Source organism: Vibrio sp. AND4 (assembly GCF_000171815.1).
In the GTDB taxonomy this organism is placed as follows: Bacteria; Pseudomonadota; Gammaproteobacteria; order Enterobacterales; family Vibrionaceae; genus Vibrio.
This window is the reverse complement of the sequence record NZ_ABGR01000012.1, coordinates 68,447-91,734: the sequence shown is the minus strand read 5'-3', so window position 1 is coordinate 91,734 and position 23,288 is coordinate 68,447. Positions and strand designations below refer to the sequence as shown.

Sequence of the window (23,288 nt, the reverse complement as noted above, 5' to 3'; positions counted from 1 at the left end):
CCGGGGCTAAATCGTGACTCACTTCGTGCGCCGTCGCCAAAAAGACCACATCAGATGCTTGGGCAACTTGCTCAGGGTTGATCAGCGGCGATACTGGCATATCAATCACACCGGTCAATTTTCCGTGCAATTGAGCAATATTCTTTCCTGCATCCACGCTATTGGCGGAAACGTATAAACCTGCTAGCGTGAGTTCAGGGTGTTTGTTGACCATGAAAGCCAGTTCTGCGCCAGTGTAGCCACTGGCTCCGATAATCGTGGTTTTTAGCATGACGTGGCATCCATATACTTAAGGATCAAATGACTATCCATGTTTAAAATTAACTTCATTGTGATTTATTATTCATAAAATATGATTTAATATGTGTTTTACATTTTTGTGCTTTGTCTGTCAACAGGAGAATTGAACAATCCATGCAATTACCAAGTTTTCTAGAGGTCTATGAAGGACTGATCAGCACCTCTTCGATCAGCTCAACCGATCCCAGTTGGGATCAAGGCAATGCCAAAGTGATCGAGAAGCTCGCTTCTTGGTTTAACGATCTTGGCTTCAGTGTTGAAGTGATCGAAGTCGCAACAGGCAAACACAATATGATCGCACGTATGGGCGAAGGTGAAGGCGGTCTGCTGCTCGCGGGTCACAGTGATACTGTGCCATTTGATGAAGGCCGTTGGAGTTTTGACCCACATAAGCTAACCGAAAAAGACAACCGCTTTTACGGTCTGGGGACTGCTGACATGAAAGGCTTCTTCGCGTTTATTTATGAAGCGGTGAAGAAAGTCGATTGGAGTAAACAGACCAAGCCACTTTATGTATTGGCGACCTGTGATGAAGAGACCACCATGCTGGGTGCGCGTCACTTTACTGAGAACGCTCCCTTTCAACCGGATTACTGCATCATTGGTGAGCCCACCAGCCTGGTGCCAATTCGAGGCCACAAAGGGCATGTGGCAAACGCGATTCGCGTAACAGGCAAATCCGGTCACTCATCCGATCCTGCTCTTGGCGTCAACGCGATTGAGATCATGCATGAAGTCATGTTTGCTATGATGCAGCTACGCGATAAGTTGGTAAAAGAGTATCATCACCCAGGATTTGCGATTCCAAGCCCTACCTTGAACCTTGGGCATATTCACGGTGGTGACAGTGCGAACCGTATCTGCGGTTGCTGTGAATTGCATTATGATGTGCGCCCCCTCCCTGGCATCAGCCTTGATGGGTTAGAGAACATGCTGCGCGGCGCGCTAAAGGAAATCGAAGCCAAATGGCCTGGGCGATTAGAAATTATTCCCCTGCACGAACCCATTCCAGGCTACGAATGCCAACATGACCACCCATTTATCGGAGGTGTAGAAGAAATTTGCCAAACCAGCTCAGAAACCGTGAACTACTGCACTGAAGCGCCATTTCTACAGCAGTTGTGTCCCACCTTGGTTCTCGGCCCAGGTTCAATTGATCAAGCTCATCAACCGGATGAGTTCCTATCTCTCGACTTTATCGACCCAACCATTGATGTGCTCTCGCGTGCGATGGTGAAATATTGTTGTTAGTCGCATTTTGTACTTTTCTGACAATGCAGCGCTATTGGGCTGCATTTTGTCATCTTCGACTCCCACTCCCCTCGGCGCTATTTGCTTCTTGAAGTACGCTACATCGCTATTTAAGCGGTCATTTTGTAATTAATTTTCACATCAACTTAGTCAAGCAGACCTAATTTTGCTCTAAATCAGCTAAACAGCAGAATGATTACAAACTGACTCGGCTTTATTTGACTATAACTGGTTATTTTGGCTAGATTGGAGTCTAAACAAGGACAATGGATGTAGTTTTTTTACGAGGCAGGATGACAATGAACGAGAAATACGCCGCACTGAAAAGTAATGTGCGCATGTTGGGCCACCTTCTGGGTAACACAATTCGTGATGCTCATGGCGAAGAAATCTTCGAGAAAGTGGAAACCATTCGTAAATTATCCAAATCGGCTCAAGCTGGAAATCGGGCTGACAGGGAAAGTTTAATAGAAGAAATTAAAAGCCTGCCAGGTGAACAATTGACGCCCGTTACGCGCGCGTTCAACCAATTTCTCAACCTGACCAATATTGCAGAGCAATACCACACCATTTCACGTCATTGTGAAGAACACATCTGCGAACCTGACGCAATTAACTCGCTGTTCGCAAAACTTGAGCAAAATGATGTGAGTAAGCTGGAGACGGCCCAAGCAATCCGCGACCTAAACATTGAACTCGTGCTCACCGCACACCCAACCGAAATCACTCGTCGCACCATGATCAACAAGCTTGTTAAGATTAATGAATGTCTGTCTAAGCTAGAGTTAAGTGATCTCTCTTTCAAAGAACGCAAGAAAACCGAACGTCGCCTTGAACAGCTGATCGTTCAAAGCTGGCACTCTGACGTTATTCGTCAGCAGCGACCTACACCGCTTGATGAAGCTAAATGGGGTTTTGCCGTTGTAGAAAACTCACTGTGGGAAGCCGTACCTGACTTCTTACGTGAAATGAACGACCGCCTGAAATCTTACCTTGGCGAAGATCTGCCAATTGATGCTCGCCCTGTGCACTTCTCATCTTGGATGGGTGGTGACCGCGACGGTAACCCATTTGTGACCCACAGTGTGACTCGTGAAGTGCTGCTTCTGTCTCGTTGGAAAGCTGCTGATCTGTATCTCAACGACATCAACGAGTTGATCAGCGAACTGTCGATGACAGTGTGCAACGACAAAGTTCGTGAGCTTGCCGGTGAAGATCAACACGAACCATACCGTGCAATCCTAAAACAGCTGCGTTCACTGCTGAGCGAAACTAAAGACATTTTAGATGCAAAAGTTCATGGCCAGAAACTGGCAGTCAAAGCACCACTGCAAAAAGTAGAACAACTTTGGGAACCACTTTACGCCTGTTACCAATCGCTGAATGAATGTGGCATGGGCGTGATTGCCAACGGTTCGCTGCTGGATACGCTGCGCCGTGTTAAAGCATTCGGTATCCACTTGGTTCGTCTCGATATTCGTCAAGAGAGCACCCGTCACGCAGACGTTCTGTCTGAGCTGACTCGTTACCTTGGTATTGGTGACTACGAACAATGGAGCGAGCAAGATAAGATTGCTTTCCTAACCAACGAACTTGCGTCTAAGCGCCCTCTTCTACCTCGTGATTGGGAGCCGTCAGAACCGGTTAAAGAGGTTTTGGATACCTGTAAAATTGTTGCAGCGCAGCCTCGTGAAGCATTTGGGGCTTATGTTATCTCCATGGCGCGCACCGCCTCTGACGTCCTGGCTGTTCATTTACTGCTGCAAGAAGCAGGCTGTCCGTATCGCATGGACGTATGCCCTCTATTCGAAACACTGGATGATTTGAACAACGCGGAAGCAGTCATCAAACAGCTGATGGGCATTGACCTATACCGTGGCTTTATCCAGAACCACCAAATGGTCATGATCGGCTATTCTGACTCAGCAAAAGATGCAGGTGTCATGTCTGCAGGATGGGCGCAATACCACGCTATGGACTCTCTGGTTAACGTTGCAGAGGAAGAAGGTGTTGAATTGACACTGTTTCACGGTCGTGGCGGTACGATTGGTCGTGGGGGCGCGCCAGCGCATGCCGCATTATTATCTCAACCACCTAAGAGCCTGAAAGGCGGTCTACGCGTGACCGAGCAAGGGGAGATGATTCGCTTTAAGCTTGGTCTACCTGACGTTGCAGTCAATAGCTTTAACCTGTACGCGAGTGCCATCCTAGAAGCAAACCTGCTCCCACCACCTGAGCCGAAGCAAGAGTGGCGAGACCTAATGGATGTTTTATCTGAAGTTAGCTGTGAAGCGTATCGCAGTATCGTTCGTGGCGAACCAGACTTTGTCCCTTACTTCCGCCAGGCAACTCCGGAGCTAGAACTCGGTAAATTGCCACTTGGCTCACGCCCAGCAAAACGTAACCCAAATGGTGGCGTAGAGAGCTTACGTGCGATTCCATGGATTTTTTCTTGGAGCCAAAATCGTTTAGTTCTTCCTGCATGGTTAGGCGCTGGTGAGGCGATTCAGTACTCGGTAGACAAGGGGCATCAGGCACTACTGGAAGAAATGTGTCGTGAATGGCCATTTTTCTCAACTCGTTTAGGTATGCTTGAAATGGTATACACCAAGTGCAACATGGAAATCTCTCACTACTATGATCAACGCTTAGTTGACGATCAGTTACAACCATTAGGAGATCGACTACGGAAGCAACTGCAACAAGACATCAAGTCAGTGCTGAATGTAGAGAACAACGAGAACCTAATGCAAAGTGACCCATGGGGCTTAGAATCTATTCGCCTTCGTAATACCTATGTTGAGCCATTAAATATGCTTCAAGCGGAATTACTATACCGTACTCGTCAAACAGAGGAAGCTTCTGCAAACCTAGAAGAAGCACTAATGGTGACAATTGCCGGTATTGCTGCTGGCATGCGTAACACGGGCTAATTGAACCGCGTAACGATACACAAAGGCTGAGTAGCAGCTCAGCCTTTATTGTCAGGCAACCATTCCTGCTATTTTGGCAAGATTCGGCCAGATAATTAACCTAAGTAACGAACAAAAAGTCCCCAACAAACAAAATAATTCACTAAACAAGCTTGCTATTGAGTATTTTATTAGTTTTTTTGGGTAATTTTGTCCTACTATTCCACTTCATGCTTATTATTTATATACTACCTCTCCGCTGGAAGCTCACAAATCTAATCATATAAGCTCCAGCTCGATGGAAACATCCATCAACTCTAGGTGATAAACGGCTTTAAGGTGACAGGACCAACATTGTTGGTGCTAGCTACACATTAAAAAACTTAAGCGTCATTAAGAACGCAAATGAAAGTGTAGTTAGCTTATTCACAAGTTTATTGACCATTTGGATTGAAGACATGTCATTACCACACGTAATTCTAACTGTACTCAGCACTCGCGACGCTACCGGTTACGATATCACTAAAGAATTCTCAGCTAGCATCGGTTACTTCTGGAAAGCAAGCCACCAGCAAGTTTATCGTGAACTTAATAAAATGGCCGAGAAAGCACTGGTAACTTGCGTATTAGAGCCCCAAGAAGGCAAACCAGACCGCAAAGTTTACTCAATCACTGACGCAGGCCGTAGCGCGTTGGGCGAATGGTTTGATCAACCAACAGCACATCCAACGGTACGCGACGAATTCTCTGCGAAGCTTGTTGCTTGTGCCGTGCAACCAGCAGCGCCGTTCCGCGACCAACTTTCTGAACTTGTCGAAGAGTCTCGTAAATTGGTTGCTCATTACAAAGAGATCGAAGCGGCTTACTACGCAACGCCATCAACGCTAGACAAGCAAGCACGTCTGGAGCGTCTGACTCTTCGTCGTAACCTAATGCTACGTGAAGCGTGGATTAACTGGGCAGAAGAAGTACTGACAGAACTTGAGGTGATTGGCTAATTCATCACTTTAAATCAAACAAAAGGCTTGCCAGTAGGCAAGCCTTTTCTTTTTACTGTCTCAATCTGAGGAAAACAGATTAAACGCTGACAGCGACTTGTGGACGAACGCCTAAAGTGTGGCACAGTGCGTAGGTCATCTCCGCTCGATTCAGGGTGTAAAAATGGAAATCTTTCACCCCCTCACGGCTTAATACACGGACCATATCAATCGCTTGGCTCGCACCAACTAGCTGACGAGTCACTGGGTCTTCATCCAAACCTTCAAACTGTTTGCTCATCCAACCAGGCACTTTCACATTGTTCTGCGCCGCAAAGCGAGATGCTTGTTTGAAGTTCGAAACGGGCAAGATTCCCGGAACGATCTCTACGTCGATTCCAGCGGCAACGCAGCGGTCACGAAAACGAAGGTAAGACTCGACATCAAAGAAAAACTGAGTAATCGCACGGTTAGCCCCAGCGTCGACTTTGCGCTTTAAGTTGAGTAGATCCGACTGAGCACTTTTCGCTTCTGGGTGTACTTCGGGAAATGCCGCCACTGAAATATCAAAGTCGTGACGCGCTTTAAGCAGTCCAACCAAATCCGAAGCGTACATATCTGGAGCCCCTCCACCCGCTGGAATATCACCACGCAGAGCTACGATGTTTTTAATACCGTTATGCCAGTAATCATCGGCAATACGGATCAGCTCATCACGACTTGCATCAATACACGTTAAGTGAGGCGCAGCAACGAGACCCGTCGCTGTTTTGATCTCTTTAATAATGGAATGAGTTCTATCACGCTCGCCTGAGTTTGCACCATACGTTACAGAGACAAATTTTGGTTGAAGGGTTTTAAGACGGTGCACCGAATTCCACAGCGTTTCTTCCATCTTCTCACTGCTTGGTGGAAAAAACTCAAATGAGACGTTGATATTGTCTGATAGTTCAGCGATATTCTGGTTTAAGGCATCGATGTGCCCTGCATGCGTGTATCCCATCTTACTCTCCCTGCGGCAATTTCACCACGAAATCAAAATTCCTTAAGTTGACGTTTAGACGTCTATATGTCCACAGAATGTATTGAATAGGATTTAATGTCAACCTTGTGATTATGAATTTTTCTCAACTTTAGAATGAAGAGAGTTCAAGTTGCTTAGTCTCTCATCCTCAGACTTACTTTTCGATTTTGCAGAGGCGATAAAAAACCCCAGAAACAATCCGAGGTTTTATCGTCTTTCGTAAACGTGTTGTTGTCAGCTTAGAACAAACCAGCCAAGCGATTGAGGTCAGATTGAATCGCCCCAGCTGTCACTTCACGCCCAGCTCCTGGACCACGAATCACCAGTGGATTATCTTTGTACCATTTACTCTCAATTGCGAAGATATTGTCACACGGCAGTAAGTTCGCCAATGCGTGCTCACGTGATAACGCTTCGACCCCCACTGTCGCGTTACCATTACGCTCTAAACGCGCAACATAACGCAACACTTGGTCATTTCGCAGTGCTTTGACCAAACGCGCTTGTAGCATCTCACTTAGGACATCAGCTCGATCAAAGAAGGCGTCTAAACTCAGTTCTCGCAACTCTTCTGGTACAAGCGATTCCACTTTTACGTTTTCTGGTTCAATATCCAAACCAGATTCACGAGCCAAGATAACCAACTTACGCATCACGTCAGAACCATCTAAGTCAGCACGAGGGTCTGGCTCAGTCAAACCTTGTTGCCAAGCCAAATCGACCAGTTCAGCAAACGATACTGAGCCATCAAATTGCTGGAATAACCAAGATAAGGTGCCCGAAAAAACACCCGATATGGCGACAATATCATCACCACTTTCGCGCAGATCTCGGACGGTATGGTTTATCGGTAGCCCTGCGCCAACAGTGGCATTGTATAGCCAATGACGTCCGATTTTAGCAAAAGCATCTTGTACCTTATGGTAATACTGACTCCCTGCCGAACCTGCTACTTTGTTGGCAGAAATAAGGTGAATACCTTGCTGAGCGACTTCCACGTAACGTGTTGCCAGATCTTTACTCGCCGTGACATCTAATACCACGGCTTCATCGAAGTTCTGTACCGCACTCAGCTTAGTTAACCAATCTCCATCGTTCTCAATACTCTCATCATTAAAACGTTGAGCCACAGTTTCCGCATCAATGCCGTTTTCATCAAACCAGTAAGTTTGACTGTCGACCACGGCGACCAGATCAAAACTCATGCCGTGACGTTTTTCGAGCTCTTCTTTTTGCTCTGCAAACAGTGATAGCCAACTTGACCCAATGTTTCCTTTACCGCACAAGGCTATCGCGACACGCTTTTGTGCTTGAAACAGTTGACTATGAATACTTTGTACCAGCTCTTCGACTTCTGCGCGGCGAAGCACGGCAACCAAGCTTAAGCCAGATTCTGCTTCTGAAATAAACTCCACTGGTGCACGCTTTAATTGTTGATAAAAGCCAAAGCAATGATTGGCGTTTTTTGTCACGCCAGCACCAACTGCAGCCACTAATGAGTAGCCTTCTTTCAGTTTGATTTCGGCTTCAACGGCCAAATCTTGCAGATAAGCCAGTGCACCACCAGCAATCTCAGCAGTATATGCCAGGCGCAAAGTACATTGATCTTCTTGAGCTTCAAATGCTAAAGGCTCTAATTGAACACGCTTTAAAGCTTGCAGAACCTCTTTCTGTGCTCGATCAAAATCGTGGCCATGGAGAAAAGACAGCTGAACCAATAGCACGTCATCAAGTGAGGTAATGATTTTTGCGCCGCGACCCGATGCCAATACACGTTCAATGCGCGTTGAGCCAGATTCTGGCTGATAACTACATTTGAGATTCAAGTCCATTGCACTCTGCGCCACAGGCTGCAGCGTTCGGCTATGAAGTACAGGAGCAGCCAAACGAGCAAGTTCACTTGCCTCATCCAAACGTAGCAGCGGAAGTAGGCAAGCATCCGATACCAAGCGAGGATCTGCACTATAAACACCAGCCACATCACTCCAAATAGTGACTGAACTTACTTCCGCCAGAGCTCCAATTATGGTTGCTGAGTAGTCTGAACCATTACGTCCAAGCAGTACCGTTTCTCCAGCTTGGTTTTGTGCCATAAAACCCGTGATGATCACGCGTTTATGCTTGTGTTGAATCAGTGCGTCTTTGATCAGTTCATATGAACGAGCACGATCGACTTCTGGCTGTGTTCCTGCTTCCGCGCGCAGAAACACACGCGAATCTTGTGCCACCGCTGGCAGGTCCTCTTGCGATAACAGCGCAGCAAGCAAGCGTGAAGACCATACTTCACCATGGCCCAATACCGCCGCTTTTTGTGTGTCTGTCAGCGGAACAGTTAACTCAGCCAAGGTGCTGAATTCATCTTGAAGCAAAGCAAGCAGTTGCGCCTTTACTTGACCTTCTAGCAGAGCTTCTACTAATTCTGTTTGAAACTGTCGTAAGCCCTGCAAGGCCTCATGGGCAATACGACCATCGTTATCTAACCCGTCTAAAAACTCGATCAAACGGTTCGTCGTTTTTCCTGCCGCTGAAACCACCACCAAGTCATTTTCTGCAGAATACTCTTTAAGAATACTGACCACACGCTGGTAGCATTTGGGGTTCGCTAAGCTGCTGCCGCCAAATTTATGCAGCTGACGTTGTACACTCATGACCTTTCCTCCCCCAACTACTGTGCAGCTTTCGCGAATGCTTGCTCAAGATCGGCAATCAGATCTTGCGCATCTTCCAAACCAACCGACAGACGCAGTAACTGTTGAGAGACACCCGCTTCAGCCAATGCTTCTTCACCCATGGCACGATGTGTCATTGAAGCAGGGTGGCAAATTAAGCTTTCAACACCGCCTAACGATTCAGCGAGAGAGAATAGTTCAAGCGCTTTCACGAACACTTTTAACTGCTCAAAAGACCCTGCAAATTCAAAACTCAGCATAGAGCCAAAACCAGATTGTTGTTTTTTCGCGATGTCATGACCAGGATGCTCTGGCAGGCTTGGATGATAAATCTTCGCCACCAAAGATTGCGTTTGTAGCGATGCCAACACTTGCTGAGAGCTTTCTTCATGAACTCGCATCCGCGCACCCAACGTACGGAGCCCTCTTAGTGTCATGTAGCTGTCGAATGGCGTGCCCGTTGCGCCAATACAGTTACCCCACCATGCTAATTCTTCAGCATGCGCTTCGCTCTTGGTGACCACCACACCACCAATGACATCAGAGTGTCCATTAATGTATTTCGTCGTTGAGTGAATAACAAAATCCGCCCCAAGCTCCAGAGGCTTTTGGTACACAGGTGTCAAAAAAGTATTATCCACGGCAACGAGTGCGCCAACTTGTTTTGCTTTTTCACACACGGTGGCAATATCAACCACACGCACCAGCGGGTTTGACGGCGTTTCTAACAAGATAAGCTTTGGTTTCTTCACCATCGCTGCATCCAGAGCTTGCTGATCCGATTGGTCGACAAACTGCACTTTAAAGTCACCTTTATTTGCTCGAGTGTTGAACAATCGATACGTACCACCGTAGCAATCGTGTGGTGCTACAATTAGGTCATCAGGGCCAAGAAACGCGGATATCCAAAGGTTTAAAGCCGACGTACCACAGTTAGTAACGACCGCACCTTTGCCTGATTCGAGTTCATACAACGCTTGCTCGAGCAGACCTCGGTTTGGGTTTCCGGAACGGGTGTAATCATATTGTGGAACCTCGCCAAACGCAGGAAAACCATAGTTAGTCGAAAGATAAATGGGTGGTACAACCGCATGGTATTGACTATCTGATTCAATACCAGTGCGTACAGCAATGGTCGCTGGGTTACGAGTGGTCATGGGTGTATCCTTTCACGGGTGATGACATCTTAAGGGGAATGCGCTATATCTAGCTTGTATAGTTCAATTGATTAACAAGCATCCCTAACGAATAACCTCACTTTACTTGTCTAAAAATGAGACGTCAACACTTCTGGACGTCTATATGTCTTTGCTTATGGCGGTAAATGCAGCTAAAATCAGTGCCTATATTTATTTTCTAACTTATTACATTAATGAAGGTGCGCAATGGCTGACTGGAATGGCGAATACATTAGCCCGTATGCTGAGCACGGTAAAAAAAGCGAACAAGTAAAAAAAATTACCGTCTCTATCCCGCTAAAAGTTTTAAAAGTGCTGACAGATGAGCGAACTCGCCGCCAGATCAACAACTTACGCCATGCGACTAACAGTGAACTACTGTGTGAAGCTTTCCTGCATGCTTACACTGGCCAGCCCTTGCCAACCGATGAAGACCTTCGCAAAGATCGTCCAGATGAAATTCCTACAGAAGCGCAAGCACTGATGACGGCAATGGGGATAGAATTCGAAGCGTTCGACGAAGAATAATTATTTACAAATCCATCAGAATAATAAAGTTGCCCTGATGCAATTTTCGACCAAACCAAAAAAGGGACGCCATCGCGTCCCTTTTCTTTACCATAACAACGACTCTGGCTTACTCAGCCATGTAGTTTTCTGGCATTTCAATACGCGCGACACCTGAATCAACGGCTGCTTTTGCAACCGCTTTTGCTACGCGTGGAAGTAGACGTGGATCCATTGGTTTAGGAATGATGTAGTCAGAGCCAAATTCTAGTTTATCGACACCAGCCGCTTTCAATACCGCTTTAGGAACGGGCTCTTTAGCGAGTCCACGAATCGCATCAACTGCCGCTAGCTTCATTTCATCATTAATTTCGCTTGCACGAACGTCCAATGCGCCACGGAAGATGAATGGGAAGCAGAGTACGTTGTTGACTTGGTTCGGGTAATCACTGCGCCCTGTCCCCATGATCAAATCATCACGGACTGCACGAGCCAGTTCCGGTTTAATTTCTGGATCTGGGTTTGAACATGCAAACACCACAGGTTTTTCAGCCATTAGCTTCAACGCTTCTGCTGGTAGTAGGTTTGGACCCGATACGCCCAAGAACAGATCCGCACCCTCAATCACATCTTCCAAAGTACGCTTATCTGTATTGTTCGCAAATAGCTGTTTGTATTCATTTAGGTCATCGCGACGTGTATGGATGACGCCTTTACGATCCAGCATGTAGATCTTCTCGCGCATTGCGCCACATTTGATCAACAGCTCCATGCATGCAACCGCCGCAGCACCAGCACCAAGACAAACGATGGTTGATTCTTCAAGCTTCTTACCTTGCAGTTCAATTGCGTTCAGCATACCCGCAGCGGTTACGATTGCAGTACCGTGTTGATCATCGTGGAACACTGGTACATCACAACGTTCGATAAGACGCTTTTCAATCTCGAAACAATCTGGGGCCTTAATGTCTTCAAGATTGATGCCACCGAAAGTGTCAGCAATATTGGCAACTGTGTCGACAAATTCGTCGATCGTACGGTGTTTTACTTCGATATCAATTGAATCTAAACCAGCAAAGCGTTTGAACAACAGCGCTTTACCTTCCATTACTGGTTTAGAGGCTAACGGACCAAGGTTACCAAGACCAAGAATCGCCGTACCGTTAGAGATAACCGCAACCATGTTGCCTTTCGCCGTGTACTTGTACACATTGTCAGCGTTCTGCGCGATTTCACGTACAGGCTCTGCCACACCAGGGCTATATGCCAATGCAAGATCGTTAGCTGTCTCAGCAGGCTTAGTCAGTTCTACTGAGATCTTTCCTGGAGTTGGGTACGCATGGTAGTCCAATGCTTGTTGACGACGTTCTTCTTCTGGGCTGACTTCTTGGCGATTGTCTTCAGACATGGATTGTTTCTCTTTTTTATTCTTCGGTAAGGGGGATAAATTCTAAAGGATAGAGGTCCATCTTCATAGGTAAGATTACGAGCGATATCTTTAAAAAAGGTAATAAAGAAACAGATAAGACCAGATATCTGTGACTAGGGCAGACTGAGCGCGGTATAAATCACTTTGTCTATAATGAGAAGAACTGATATGGCGAGAAATTTACAGGTATAAAAAAGGGAAGCCTCAGCTTCCCTTTTTCTAGCGCTTTCTTCAAAAAGAAGAAGAGTGCAAGATTACGATTAATTCAGTAAGAATTAGTCGAAGATCTTAGCAACAACACCAGCACCTACAGTACGGCCACCTTCACGGATAGCGAAACGTAGACCTTCGTCCATAGCGATTGGAGCAATTAGCTCAACTTGCATTTGGATGTTGTCACCTGGCATTACCATTTCTACGCCTTCTGGTAGAGAGATGTCACCAGTTACGTCAGTTGTACGGAAGTAGAACTGTGGACGGTAGCCTTTGAAGAACGGAGTATGACGGCCGCCTTCGTCTTTAGAAAGTACGTATACTTCTGACTCGAACTTAGTGTGTGGGTGGATTGACTTAGGAGCTGCTAGTACTTGACCACGCTCTACTTCGTCACGTTTAGTACCACGTAGAAGTGCACCAACGTTCTCACCCGCACGGCCTTCGTCTAGAAGCTTACGGAACATTTCAACACCAGTACATGTAGTAGTAGTAGTGTCTTTGATACCAACGATTTCTACTTCGTCACCTACACGTAGGATACCGCTCTCAATACGGCCAGTTACTACTGTACCACGACCTTGGATAGAGAATACGTCTTCGATTGGTAGTAGGAACGGCTTGTCAATTTCACGCTCTGGCTCAGGAATGTATGAATCTAGCGCTTCTGCTAGTTCAACAATCTTCGCTTCCCACTGCTCTTCACCATTTAGTGCGCCTAGTGCAGAACCTTGGATAACTGGTAGGTCATCACCTGGGAAGTCGTACTCAGATAGAAGCTCACGAACTTCCATTTCTACTAGTTCTAGTAGCTCTTCATCGTCAACCATGTCACATTTGTTCATGAATACGATGATGTATGGGATACCAACCTGACGGCCTAGTAGGATGTGCTCACGAGTTTGTGGCATTGGACCATCTGTCGCAGCAACAACTAGGATACCACCGTCCATCTGTGCAGCACCTGTGATCATGTTTTTAACATAATCCGCGTGTCCTGGACAGTCTACGTGTGCGTAGTGACGAGTTGGAGTATCGTACTCAACGTGAGAAGTAGCGATTGTGATACCGCGCTCACGCTCTTCTGGAGCGTTATCGATAGATGCGAAGTCTTTAGCTACACCGCCGTAAACTTTAGCAAGAGTAGTACAGATAGCTGCAGTTAGAGTTGTTTTACCGTGGTCAACGTGGCCGATAGTACCAACGTTAACGTGCGGTTTAGTACGTTCAAATTTTTCTTTAGACACAATCGTGTTCCTTCCTAGTTATGATTCATCGTGACCATTATTGATCTCGACGCGCCAGAAATTGTTATTTTATGCGCCAACGCCTGTTAGCGCAATATTTCGACGGCTTGATCTAGCAAAAAGTCATAAACTTTTTAAGCTCAATCGTCTATTAGTAACCACGCTCAGCCATGATGGCTTCAGCAAACGTCTTCGGCACTTCAGCGTACTCATTAAACTCCATAGAGTAAGAAGCACGGCCTTGAGTTGCAGAACGTAGGTCCGTTGCGTAACCAAACATCTCAGACAGAGGAACTTGAGCACGCATGATCTTAAGACCAGCCACACCCTCATCCATACCTTCGATCATACCGCGACGACGGTTTAGGTCACCAACAACGTCACCCATCCAGTCTTCCGGAGTAGTTACTTCGACATTCATCATTGGTTCTAGAATCACAGGTTGTGCTTCTAGTGCACCTTTCCTGAATGCCATTGAGCCAGCGATCTTAAACGCCATCTCGCTTGAGTCAACATCGTGGTAAGAGCCATCGAATAATGTCGCTTTAATATCTAAAACAGGGTAACCCGCTAGAACACCACTATTCATTTGCTCTTCGATACCTTTCGATACCGAGCTGATGTATTCCTTAGGAACCGCACCACCCACAATCTCGTCTACGAATACAAAACCTTCACCAGGTTCTGAAGGTTCAAGTTTGATCCATACGTGACCGTATTGACCACGACCGCCTGATTGACGGACGAACTTACCTTCAACTTCCGCAGAACCACGAATGGTTTCACGGTAAGCAACCTGAGGTTTACCAACGTTACAATCAACGCTGAATTCACGCTTCATACGGTCAACGATGATATCTAGGTGAAGCTCACCCATACCAGAGATCAGAATCTGACCTGTTTCGTCATCCGTTTCCACGCGGAATGATGGGTCTTCCGCGGCTAGTTTACCCAGCGCAATACCCATTTTCTCTTGGTCTGCTTTAGAACGAGGTTCTACAGCGATCTGAATAACAGGTTCAGGAAATTCCATGCGCTCTAGAACTACTTTGTGGTTCTGATCACATAGCGTGTCACCTGTCGTGACGTCTTTCAGACCGATAGCAGCTGCGATATCACCAGCGCGAACTTCTTTTACTTCTTCACGCTTGTTCGCATGCATCTGAACAATACGACCGAGACGCTCTTTCTTGTCTTTTACTGAGTTGTAAACGGCATCACCTGAGTTCACAACACCTGAGTAAACGCGCATGAAAGTGAGCGTGCCCACAAATGGGTCTGTCGCGATCTTAAACGCAAGTGCTGAGAACGGTTCGTTGTCGTCAGCGTGACGTTCAATTTCGTTCTCTTTTTCGTCAAGACCTTTAATTGCTGGTACATCGATTGGCGATGGTAGAAACTCGATCACTGCATCTAATACTGCTTGAACACCTTTATTTTTAAATGCACTACCACAAGTGGCAAGTACGATTTCATTATTTAGTGTGCGAGTACGTAGCGCTTGTTTGATCTCAGCTTCAGAAAGTTCACCTTCTTCAAGGTACTTATCCATCAGCTCTTCCGTTGCTTCCGCTGCCGCTTCAACTAGGTTGTTGCGCCATTCTTCAGCAAGTTCTTGCATGTCAGCCGGAATTTCGTCGTATGTAAACGACATGCCTTGGTCGGCTTCATTCCAGTTGATCATCTTCATCTTGATTAGGTCGATAACACCACGAAAGCCCTCTTCTGCGCCAACGTTCAGTTGGATTGGAACAGGGTTCGCACCAAGACGATGTTTAATTTGGTCCACAACACGCAGAAAATCAGCGCCTGCACGGTCCATTTTGTTAACAAATACCATTCGTGGAACGTGATATTTGTCAGCTTGACGCCATACAGTTTCAGACTGAGGTTCAACACCAGATGAACCACAGAACACAACAACCGCACCATCAAGTACGCGAAGAGAACGCTCTACTTCGATAGTAAAGTCAACGTGTCCAGGGGTGTCGATGATGTTAACGCGGTGCTCTTGGAATTGCGCTTCCATACCACGCCAGAAGGTAGTAGTCGCCGCAGACGTGATGGTGATACCACGCTCTTGCTCCTGCTCCATCCAGTCCATGGTTGCTGCGCCATCGTGAACTTCACCGATTTTATGAGACAGACCAGTGTAGAACAGAATACGTTCCGTAGTCGTTGTTTTACCTGCATCTACGTGAGCACAGATACCGATGTTACGGTAGCGCTCAATAGGAGTTTTGCGAGCCACGATTGAATCCTCTTATTAGAGATAGGGACTATTGCTATAACTAAAAATGCCATTCCCTAGATATAGCAATAGTTCCTAGCATAGGCATAGGAACTAAAGAAGTGCTGCAAGGAACCTTGCAGCACTGAAAGGTATTACCAGCGGTAATGTGCGAACGCTTTGTTTGCGTCAGCCATGCGGTGAACGTCTTCACGTTTCTTAACCGCAGTACCTTTGTTCTCAGACGCGTCTAGCATTTCAGCAGCTAGGCGTTGAGCCATAGATTTTTCACCACGCTTACGCGCAGCTTCAACCAACCAACGCATAGCAAGTGCGTTACGGCGAACCGGACGTACTTCTACAGGTACTTGGTAAGTTGAACCACCTACACGGCGAGATTTAACTTCTACCGCTGGGCGAACATTTTCAAGAGCTTCTTCAAAAACAGCTAAGTGGTCTTTACCAGACTTTTCAGCCATTGAGTCTAGTGCAGTGTAAACGATTTTTTCTGCAGTAGATTTTTTACCGTCAACCATAAGGATGTTAACGAATTTTGCCAGCAGTTCAGATTTGAACTTAGGATCTGGAAGGATCTTACGCTGACCAATAACGCGACGACGTGGCATGGATTTATCTCCGTAGTCTTATTCTTCAGGTTATCCAAAACTTTTCAGTTTCTTCAAAAATTAAAATTTAATTTTAGTGTTTGGCCTTACTTAACGCTTCTCTCTTACAAGAAGGGCATTAAGACTTAGGACGCTTCACACCGTACTTAGAACGACCCTGTTTACGGTCGTTAACGCCAGCACAGTCAAGTGCACCGCGAACAGTGTGGTAACGTACACCCGGAAGGTCTTTTACACGACCGCCACGGATTAGTACAACACTGTGCTCTTGAAGGTTGTGACCTTCACCGCCGATGTACGATGTAACTTCGAAACCGTTTGTCAGACGTACACGACAAACTTTACGAAGTGCTGAGTTAGGTTTTTTTGGTGTAGTAGTGTAAACACGAGTACATACACCACGTTTTTGTGGGCACGCTTCTAGTGCAGGCACGTTGCTTTTAACAACTTGCTTTGCACGTGGCTTGCGTACCAACTGGTTAATAGTTGCCATTAACTAGCTCCTGATTTACTTGAAAGTAAGCTTTGTGAAAAATCTATCCCTAACCGCAGATGGCAGTCAGGGACGCAAAATTCTATGCAGCAGTGAGAGGTGTGTCAAGAAATATACGAATCTTTTTTGTTCGATTAGGACAATTAGTCCGTAAAGCTCAACCGAAAAGAAAAAAGGGTTAATCCCAAGTCAGAGATTTGGCTTGTTTTACCGTTAACTCAACAAAACCAGCGTAATCAATCACAGTTACAGATGGGCTAATACGATTGCCCATGCCTCGAGCTTCAATATCGCTTTGCAAAGCGAACACTGACGGACCTTTTACTTTACTGAACGCCTTATGCTGTGGGTTTGCTGCGTACACGGCTTCTTCAATCAACAAGGCATCATCTTGTTCACTGTACAATGCCATCGCATCGTCTAATGCTGCTACGGATTTGATGATATGTAACATGGCTTCCTCAGAATGACAGCAGTTTGCCCGCTTGCTGCAATTTCGCTTTAAGTTGCTCGGTATTCAGTGCCTTGGCATCAATGATTAAATCCGCTTGCGCCAATCCACGCTCAGATAGCGAGTCGGCACAGACAAACACTTGCTCGATGTCATACAAATCGAACAGCTTTAGCATCGGCGCGTAGTCTTTACTTAAAATGTCGTGCGGATTTTGTCCGAGCAGCAATTGATAAATACCATCACCAACAAACAAGACCGTAATATCTTCACAATATGCAGACGCTGCAAGCAGCGCATCCACGCCTTCACGTCCAGCATTGTTGCCATGAGGCGCGCTACGAAATAAATAAGTTAGCTGACTCAAAACTGCACCACTCTATCTTGCGTTAGCATTGCTTCAGCTAAACTGCCTAAGCCTGCTTGAGCGAATCCTTCTGCTAGATTATTTTGCTCAAGGCCATGTTGACGAGCTTCGTCTTCGCTGATGATACCGCGACGTAAAGCTGCAGCTACGCAGGTTTCCAGGCGAACATCATATTGTTGGGCGAGTGATTGCCATGCTTTAGTTAGGTCAAACTCATCGTTGGCAGGCACGCTCAACGCCGTACCATTGGTGACGCCATCTTGGTAAAAGAACACACTTACCAGAGTGTGACCCTGTTCAATCAGTGCTTGAGCAAATTGGTATGCGCTTCGCGCCGATTGGGTGCCGTAAACTGAGCCGTTGACCACTAGCGTATAAGTTAATCCATTCACACTTATTCTTCCTCAGTCTTACGCTGACGAATATATAAGTAAACGGTGTGTTTGGAAATGTTCAGTCGCTCTGCGACGCGGTTAATTGCGTCTTTGATATCAAAGATGCCTTTGTCGTACAGCTCCATGACTATCTGACGGTTCTTGATATTGTTCGACACCGATTTATCTGCATTAATTTCTTCAATCGTGCGCTCAACCGTTTGGTCCACCAACTCTTCAACATCGCTGGCGAAGTTGACGGATGACGCCGCTTCGTTCGCTTCTTGCGTTGGCATAAAAGATTGCAGAACTTGAGAAAAGGGCGCATCGAGGTTGACGTTAATACAGAGCAAACCAATCACACGGTTTTCACCATTACGGATAGCGACAGTGATCGACTTCATTAAAACGCCACCTTTCGCTCGGGTAAAGTACGAACGAGAGAAGTTACGCTCAGAGCCTTCAATATCTTTCAGCATCTTCAGTGCTAAGTCAGTGATAGGGGACCCTACCTGACGGCCAGTGTTCTCACCGTTAGCGATTTTGATTGCCGAAGTATTGAGATCTTCTAGTGAGTGAAGAACGATTTCACAAAATGGGCCAATAAGACTCGCAATGCCATCGACGACCGCTTCATAAGATCTCAAGATGATTTTATCGTGCTCAGTGAATGGCATCACGTGGACAGATTCCATCTCGAGTAACATTTCCGCATTTATTGTTTCTGTAGTTGTCATAAGCCTTCGAGCGAAAAATCAACAAATTGACGTAAGTTTATCAGAAAATTTGAAAGGCAACCGATCAAACTCATCAACTAGTGACCTAGAACAAAAAAGGCCCGTAAAACGGACCTTTTTTATTTAATTATCGCTGAAAATAATTATTCAGCGGCTTTGTCTTTGTCGCTCTCGATTTTTATTAGCTCAACTTCGAACACTAGCGTTGAGTTAGCAGGGATGCTTGGTGTGTCTTGATCACCGTATGCTAGCTCTGGCGGGATAACAAATTTGAACTTAGAACCTACCGGCATTAGCTGAACACCTTCAGTCCAACCCGGGATTACGCGGTTTAGTGGGAACGTTGCAGGTTCGCCACGATCGTAAGAGCTGTCGAACTGAGTTCCATCTGTCAGGGTACCTTTGTAGTGTACTTGAACGGTATCCGTTTCTTTTGGCTTCTCACCTTCAGCTGAAGTTTCAATTTTGTATAGAAGACCAGATTCTGTCTTCACTACGCCTTCTTGCTTCTCGAAGTCAGCACGGAAGTCATCACCAACTTTCTTAGCCTCAGCCGCTTTCTCAGAAGCTTGCTTTTGCATTGTTTCAGCAACACGCTTATCTAGAGATTCAAGAGCAGCACGAGTTTCTTCTTCGTTTAGCGCAGCCTTCTCGTTGAATACGTCTTCGATACCTTTAAGAACAAGGTCTTTATTTAAGTTGATGCCAAACTCGCTTGGCTTTTCAATGCTAGTGCTTAGGTAGTTAGCAAATGAAACACCGATCGCGTACGCCGCTTTGTCATCGTCTGTTTTAAAGTGAACTGCTTTACCAGTTTCTGCTTGAACTTGCTCTGCTTGAGGTGCTGCTTCTGTTTTAGCTTCTTCTTTCTGACAACCTACCGCTAGCATTACTGTTGCAGCAAGTAGCGACACTTTTAAAACTGATTTCATTAATTTCTCCCAATAATGGCTTAGCCACTGGTTGTTGTGCACAAATCTTCTTTGAGACTGGTGAAGACAATCGTTATACCAATATACTAGCTATATGTCTTGAGACACAAACCGGATTATTGGATGTGATGCAAAGAATTTCTCATTTATTCCTATATTTAATTGTCATCACCACGTTAAATGGATGCTTTTTTACCGATAGCGATGTTCAACGTTGGTCACTCGAACCACAAGGTTCCACCAGCTTTGCGCTTAGTCGAGATGCTCGATTTGCACTGCTGTACTCCAAAGAGCACCAATTGGTTCTCTGGGATTTGGAGCAAAACAAACAGCTCGCAAAGCTGGGTGAACTCGATCAAGCCACCAATGTGGTCTCCCATATTCGCATTTCAGACAATGGCCGTTATGCAATCACAGCAAGCCAGATGAACTTCGCCGTGTGGGATCTCGGATGGACCCAAGCCGACGGGCTTTGGTCTATCGATGATGCGCTGATTCGAGATGTTGATATTACCAGTAACGGTGAACAGGTATTGCTCGGGCTGTCCAGCGGTAAAGCTATCCACGTCAACTTAGTCACCGGTCGTCGTCTAGAGTTCCTTGCGCACCAAGAAAAAGTCAATTCTGTCGCTATTTCACCGAATGGTCGTTTCGCACTCACTGGGGGAAATGACTACAAAGCGTATCTGTGGGACACCGAAACTGGACTGATACTGCGTACCTTTGAGCACGAACAACGCGTGGTCCGCGTCGCCTTACAACGCGACGGGAAACTGGCCATGACCTCAGATGGTGGTAACCAAGCCATCATCTGGAATCTAGAAACGGGCGAAGAAGTCACGCAGCTTAGCAGCTGGTCTCGTCAGCTGATCTTCTCGACGGCGCGCTTCTCCGATGATGGCAGCTTATTAGTGACGGGCACACCTTCCGGTCGCGTGATGATATGGGATACCCAAACAGGCAAACGCATCGATGGATTTGAAGTTGAGCCGAAAAAAGATACTCGCCCTCCCCGTGCGGTCGTGTATGATGCAGCCTTTGATTCCAAGCAACGTGTAATTACTGCCACATCTGCGGGCATTGCCCAAGCTTGGCAGCTAGAGAACGGATCATGACAGAAAAAATCATTCAGCAATTGGAAGCACGCATCAACGACCTAGAGTGTCAGCTTGCGTTCCAAGAACAGACTATTGAAGAGCTGAACTGCGCCTTGTCGCAGCAACAACTGCACATAACCAAGATGCTCGATCAAATGAAATATGTGGTAGGTAAAGTAAAAAATATGGACTCGTCGAATTTAGCCGATCCATCGGAAGAAACACCACCACCGCATTATTAAAGTTAAGGTACAAATTGCATAAAGCCCAGAGCGTTTTCTGGGCTTTGTTGTATTGGCTACTTCAAAATGCAGCTTAGGAATGAGGGGGGACGAAATTATTCGTCTGCGTAGATTTTCACGCTCAACTCGCCTTGCGTATTGATGCCAGCTCGGTACATACCAGAACTGTTCATCGCAAAGTGCAGCTCACCTTTAGCATCAATTGCAATCAAACCACCTTCGCCGCCCATTGCTTTTAAATCACCCTGAATAATATGCTCACACGCCGTGTGTACGTCTTCTTGCAAATAACGCATGCGTGCGGCAACGTCTTCGGCAACACGTTTACGAATAAAGAACTCACCAACACCCGTAGTGGAAACCGCAACAACACCATTCTCTGCCACTGTGCCGCACCCAATCAGCGCAGAGTCTCCCACTCGTCCGTATTTCTTATTAGTCACGCCACCAGTACTGGTCGCAGCGGCTAGGTTCCTTTGTTGATCCAATGCTACAGCCCCAACGGTGCCGTGCTTATGATCATCTGGATAAGGAGACTCAGACAGCCCAAACTGTCCTTTCTCACGCATGGAAAGCAGCTGTTCATAGCGACGTTCAGTAAAGAAGTAATCCTGTTCGGTATATTCATGACCTTGTTCAAAAGCAAACGTCTCTGCTCCCTCTCCCACCAGCAACACATGGTGACTGCTTCGCATCACATCACAAGCAAGCTCAATCGGATTTTTGATATGACGAACCCCAGCAACTGCTCCTGCGGCTTGGTGTCGACCATCCATCACAGAAGCGTCCATTTCGACCATCTCGTTATGGGTCAGCACCGAGCCTTTGCCAGCATTAAAGTTAGGGGAGTCCTCCAGTACTTTCACTGCCGCCACCACCGCATCTAGGGCTTGACCGCCTGTTGCTAGGATTTGATGCCCCACTTTTACTGCAGCTTCTAAATCCGCCAAGATGGATTGTCGCAATTCATCACTCATCTGCTCACGCAAGATAGTGCCTGCACCGCCATGAATGGCAATCGAGAAAGGTTTCGTCATCGCTTTATCCAACTGTTATTGCTTGTATGAGTTCCACTACACCCCAGATAAACAAAAAGCGCAAGTTGAAACCTCAACTTGCGCTTTTAACCGCTTTGCTAGATAGCGTTATCTAGTGGAAGAACATGCGATTAGTGAGAACCGCAGCCGCCGCCACCACAACATTCATGGTCGTCAGCTTTTTCTTCGCCACCACAGCAGCCACCATCTTGATGGATATGACCATGTTCAATCTCTTCTGCTGTTGCTTCACGAGTAGAAATAACTTCTACTTCGAAAGTCAGTGTTTGACCAGCCAGCATGTGGTTGCCATCAACCACCACTTCGTCGCCGTCCACTTCTGTCACTTCAACAGGGATTGGGCCTTGGTCAGTATCTGCTAGGAAGCGCATACCAACTTCGATTTGCTCAACACCTTGAAATACGTCTGCTGGCACACGTTGCACGAGTTCGTCGTTATGGTCACCGTACGCATCGTCAGGGGATACAGTTACAGAGAACTTGTCACCAGCCACTTTACCTTCCAATTCTTTCTCAAGACCAGTGATCAGGTTATTGTGGCCATGAAGGTAATCAAGAGGTGCTTCAGCCGTTGATTGATCAACAACAACACCATCTTCTAACAATACTTTGTATGCAAGGCTTGCAACAACGTTCTTTTCAATTTTCATACTAACTCCAGGGAGATTAATTGACCTAACCAACGTGGGGTTAAGTACCGAGATGTTAGTATTATGGGGATCAATCGACGAAGTTCAATTACTCCGGCCTAAAAATACCAATCATTTCTTGTTCTGAGTGTTTATTTTTTTCTACAGATTGCGGTTTACGCTGCTCGGTATAATGGCAGTCGACACATTCAACCAGTTCAATATTGTTATCAATCCACCAGCGCAGAGTATCTTGCTGACTACAATGCGGGCAACTCGCCCCCGCGATAAAACGTTTCTTGGCTTTCACTTTTTTTCCTTCTCCCGCTTGATACTGCACGGGTA

At 46.3% G+C, this 23,288-nt stretch carries 22 protein-coding genes and 1 pseudogene; 6 read left to right on the top strand and 17 right to left on the bottom strand.

Annotated elements, in window-relative coordinates; all coding sequences use genetic code 11:
• Positions 1–271, bottom strand: a pseudogene (locus AND4_RS13065) (N-acetyl-gamma-glutamyl-phosphate reductase); the annotation flags it as partial.
• Positions 272–414: 143 nt separating this feature from the next.
• On the opposite strand from AND4_RS13065, the gene argE reads away from it, so the two are divergent.
• The 3 genes from argE (at position 415) to AND4_RS13050 (ending at position 5,461) form a co-directional block, all read left to right on the top strand.
• Positions 415–1,551 (top strand): acetylornithine deacetylase, encoded by a 1,137-nt coding sequence (argE, locus tag AND4_RS13060; RefSeq protein ID WP_009843448.1) that lies wholly within the window; start codon positions 415–417, stop codon positions 1,549–1,551.
• A 299-nt stretch (positions 1,552–1,850) separates the two neighbouring features.
• Complete coding sequence (ppc, locus tag AND4_RS13055) at positions 1,851–4,484, top strand: phosphoenolpyruvate carboxylase (RefSeq protein ID WP_009843447.1); 2,634 nt, start codon at positions 1,851–1,853, stop codon at positions 4,482–4,484.
• Between the two features lie 437 nt (positions 4,485–4,921).
• On the top strand, positions 4,922–5,461 hold the full coding sequence (locus AND4_RS13050) for a PadR family transcriptional regulator (RefSeq protein ID WP_009843446.1): 540 nt from the start codon (positions 4,922–4,924) through the stop codon (positions 5,459–5,461).
• 79 nt (positions 5,462–5,540) lie between these two features.
• Here AND4_RS13050 and metF read toward each other — a convergent pair whose 3' ends face one another.
• The 3 genes from metF to AND4_RS13035 form a co-directional block, all read right to left on the bottom strand.
• The gene (gene metF, locus AND4_RS13045) at positions 5,541–6,443 is read right to left on the bottom strand and encodes a methylenetetrahydrofolate reductase (RefSeq protein WP_009843445.1); all 903 of its coding nucleotides are present in this window, start codon (positions 6,441–6,443) and stop codon (positions 5,541–5,543) included.
• 260 nt (positions 6,444–6,703) lie between these two features.
• Positions 6,704–9,112: a bifunctional aspartate kinase/homoserine dehydrogenase II gene (locus AND4_RS13040; RefSeq protein ID WP_009843444.1), complete on the bottom strand. Its 2,409-nt coding sequence runs from the start codon at positions 9,110–9,112 to the stop codon at positions 6,704–6,706.
• Positions 9,113–9,129: 17 nt separating this feature from the next.
• On the bottom strand, positions 9,130–10,290 hold the full coding sequence (locus AND4_RS13035) for an O-succinylhomoserine (thiol)-lyase (RefSeq protein ID WP_009843443.1): 1,161 nt from the start codon (positions 10,288–10,290) through the stop codon (positions 9,130–9,132).
• A 228-nt stretch (positions 10,291–10,518) separates the two neighbouring features.
• Between AND4_RS13035 and metJ the strand changes: the two genes are divergently transcribed.
• Positions 10,519–10,839: a met regulon transcriptional regulator MetJ gene (gene metJ / locus AND4_RS13030; RefSeq protein ID WP_009843441.1), complete on the top strand. Its 321-nt coding sequence runs from the start codon at positions 10,519–10,521 to the stop codon at positions 10,837–10,839.
• A 109-nt stretch (positions 10,840–10,948) separates the two neighbouring features.
• Here the strand turns inward: metJ and AND4_RS13025 are convergent, their stop codons facing one another.
• The 10 genes from AND4_RS13025 to fkpA all read right to left on the bottom strand — a co-directional run bounded on the left by AND4_RS13025 (position 10,949) and on the right by fkpA (position 19,917).
• Positions 10,949–12,226: a malic enzyme-like NAD(P)-binding protein gene (locus AND4_RS13025; protein ID WP_009843440.1), complete on the bottom strand. Its 1,278-nt coding sequence runs from the start codon at positions 12,224–12,226 to the stop codon at positions 10,949–10,951.
• Positions 12,227–12,522: 296 nt separating this feature from the next.
• On the bottom strand, positions 12,523–13,707 hold the full coding sequence (tuf, locus tag AND4_RS13020) for an elongation factor Tu (RefSeq protein ID WP_009843439.1): 1,185 nt from the start codon (positions 13,705–13,707) through the stop codon (positions 12,523–12,525).
• A 151-nt stretch (positions 13,708–13,858) separates the two neighbouring features.
• Positions 13,859–15,958, bottom strand: a complete 2,100-nt coding sequence (gene fusA / locus AND4_RS13015; protein WP_009843438.1) for an elongation factor G — start codon at positions 15,956–15,958, stop codon at positions 13,859–13,861.
• Positions 15,959–16,092: 134 nt separating this feature from the next.
• A complete protein-coding gene (rpsG, locus tag AND4_RS13010) occupies positions 16,093–16,563 on the bottom strand; it encodes a 30S ribosomal protein S7 (RefSeq protein WP_009843437.1) in 471 nt (156 codons plus the stop codon).
• Positions 16,564–16,681: 118 nt separating this feature from the next.
• Positions 16,682–17,056, bottom strand: a complete 375-nt coding sequence (gene rpsL, locus AND4_RS13005; protein WP_004399892.1) for a 30S ribosomal protein S12 — start codon at positions 17,054–17,056, stop codon at positions 16,682–16,684.
• Positions 17,057–17,234: 178 nt separating this feature from the next.
• On the bottom strand, positions 17,235–17,510 hold the full coding sequence (gene tusB, locus AND4_RS13000; protein WP_009843436.1) for a sulfurtransferase complex subunit TusB: 276 nt from the start codon (positions 17,508–17,510) through the stop codon (positions 17,235–17,237).
• Positions 17,511–17,517: 7 nt separating this feature from the next.
• Positions 17,518–17,874, bottom strand: a complete 357-nt coding sequence (gene tusC / locus AND4_RS12995) for a sulfurtransferase complex subunit TusC (RefSeq protein WP_009843435.1) — start codon at positions 17,872–17,874, stop codon at positions 17,518–17,520.
• Positions 17,871–18,266 carry a sulfurtransferase complex subunit TusD gene (gene tusD / locus AND4_RS12990; RefSeq protein WP_009843434.1) on the bottom strand — a complete coding sequence of 132 codons (396 nt, stop codon included), beginning with the start codon at positions 18,264–18,266 and terminating at the stop codon, positions 17,871–17,873. Before tusD ends, tusC begins: the two co-directional genes overlap by 4 nt.
• Before the next feature lie 2 nt (positions 18,267–18,268).
• Complete coding sequence (locus AND4_RS12985; RefSeq protein ID WP_083796290.1) at positions 18,269–18,985, bottom strand: transcriptional regulator; 717 nt, start codon at positions 18,983–18,985, stop codon at positions 18,269–18,271.
• Positions 18,986–19,128: 143 nt separating this feature from the next.
• Positions 19,129–19,917 carry an FKBP-type peptidyl-prolyl cis-trans isomerase gene (fkpA, locus tag AND4_RS12980; RefSeq protein WP_009843432.1) on the bottom strand — a complete coding sequence of 263 codons (789 nt, stop codon included), beginning with the start codon at positions 19,915–19,917 and terminating at the stop codon, positions 19,129–19,131.
• 128 nt (positions 19,918–20,045) lie between these two features.
• On the opposite strand from fkpA, the gene AND4_RS12975 reads away from it, so the two are divergent.
• Positions 20,046–21,032 carry a PQQ-binding-like beta-propeller repeat protein gene (locus AND4_RS12975; protein WP_009843431.1) on the top strand — a complete coding sequence of 329 codons (987 nt, stop codon included), beginning with the start codon at positions 20,046–20,048 and terminating at the stop codon, positions 21,030–21,032.
• Positions 21,029–21,256 (top strand): SlyX family protein, encoded by a 228-nt coding sequence (locus AND4_RS12970; protein WP_009843430.1) that lies wholly within the window; start codon positions 21,029–21,031, stop codon positions 21,254–21,256. The genes AND4_RS12975 and AND4_RS12970 overlap by 4 nt, the downstream gene beginning before the upstream one ends.
• Positions 21,257–21,351: 95 nt before the next feature.
• On the opposite strand, the gene AND4_RS12965 is transcribed toward AND4_RS12970, so the two are convergent.
• From AND4_RS12965 to AND4_RS12955, 3 genes are all read right to left on the bottom strand, one after another.
• Positions 21,352–22,293, bottom strand: a complete 942-nt coding sequence (locus tag AND4_RS12965) for an isoaspartyl peptidase/L-asparaginase (RefSeq protein ID WP_009843429.1) — start codon at positions 22,291–22,293, stop codon at positions 21,352–21,354.
• A 131-nt stretch (positions 22,294–22,424) separates the two neighbouring features.
• Complete coding sequence (gene slyD / locus AND4_RS12960) at positions 22,425–22,964, bottom strand: peptidylprolyl isomerase (protein WP_009843428.1); 540 nt, start codon at positions 22,962–22,964, stop codon at positions 22,425–22,427.
• Positions 22,965–23,052: 88 nt separating this feature from the next.
• Entirely contained in the window at positions 23,053–23,253 is a 201-nt protein-coding gene (locus AND4_RS12955) for a YheV family putative zinc ribbon protein (RefSeq protein ID WP_043991662.1), read from the bottom strand.
• Between the last annotated feature and the right edge of the window lie 35 nt (positions 23,254–23,288).

Excerpts from the sequence above, each read along its gene's own strand:
- slyD (WP_009843428.1), bottom strand. The coding sequence starts at position 22,964 with ATGAAAATTGAAAAGAACGTTGTTGCAAGCCTTGCATACAAAGTATTG.
- fkpA (WP_009843432.1), bottom strand. The coding sequence starts at position 19,917 with ATGAAATCAGTTTTAAAAGTGTCGCTACTTGCTGCAACAGTAATGCTA.
- ppc (WP_009843447.1), top strand. The coding sequence starts at position 1,851 with ATGAACGAGAAATACGCCGCACTGAAAAGTAATGTGCGCATGTTGGGC.
- AND4_RS13025 (WP_009843440.1), bottom strand. The coding sequence starts at position 12,226 with ATGTCTGAAGACAATCGCCAAGAAGTCAGCCCAGAAGAAGAACGTCGT.
- AND4_RS13035 (WP_009843443.1), bottom strand. The coding sequence starts at position 10,290 with ATGACCACTCGTAACCCAGCGACCATTGCTGTACGCACTGGTATTGAA.
- AND4_RS13040 (WP_009843444.1), bottom strand. The coding sequence starts at position 9,112 with ATGAGTGTACAACGTCAGCTGCATAAATTTGGCGGCAGCAGCTTAGCG.
- rpsL (WP_004399892.1), bottom strand. The coding sequence starts at position 17,056 with ATGGCAACTATTAACCAGTTGGTACGCAAGCCACGTGCAAAGCAAGTT.
- AND4_RS12965 (WP_009843429.1), bottom strand. The coding sequence starts at position 22,293 with ATGACGAAACCTTTCTCGATTGCCATTCATGGCGGTGCAGGCACTATC.
- AND4_RS12975 (WP_009843431.1), top strand. The coding sequence starts at position 20,046 with ATGCAAAGAATTTCTCATTTATTCCTATATTTAATTGTCATCACCACG.
- rpsG (WP_009843437.1), bottom strand. The coding sequence starts at position 16,563 with ATGCCACGTCGTCGCGTTATTGGTCAGCGTAAGATCCTTCCAGATCCT.
- metJ (WP_009843441.1), top strand. The coding sequence starts at position 10,519 with ATGGCTGACTGGAATGGCGAATACATTAGCCCGTATGCTGAGCACGGT.
- tusB (WP_009843436.1), bottom strand. The coding sequence starts at position 17,510 with ATGTTACATATCATCAAATCCGTAGCAGCATTAGACGATGCGATGGCA.
- AND4_RS12985 (WP_083796290.1), bottom strand. The coding sequence starts at position 18,985 with ATGACAACTACAGAAACAATAAATGCGGAAATGTTACTCGAGATGGAA.
- AND4_RS13050 (WP_009843446.1), top strand. The coding sequence starts at position 4,922 with ATGTCATTACCACACGTAATTCTAACTGTACTCAGCACTCGCGACGCT.
- argE (WP_009843448.1), top strand. The coding sequence starts at position 415 with ATGCAATTACCAAGTTTTCTAGAGGTCTATGAAGGACTGATCAGCACC.
- AND4_RS12970 (WP_009843430.1), top strand. The coding sequence starts at position 21,029 with ATGACAGAAAAAATCATTCAGCAATTGGAAGCACGCATCAACGACCTA.
- metF (WP_009843445.1), bottom strand. The coding sequence starts at position 6,443 with ATGGGATACACGCATGCAGGGCACATCGATGCCTTAAACCAGAATATC.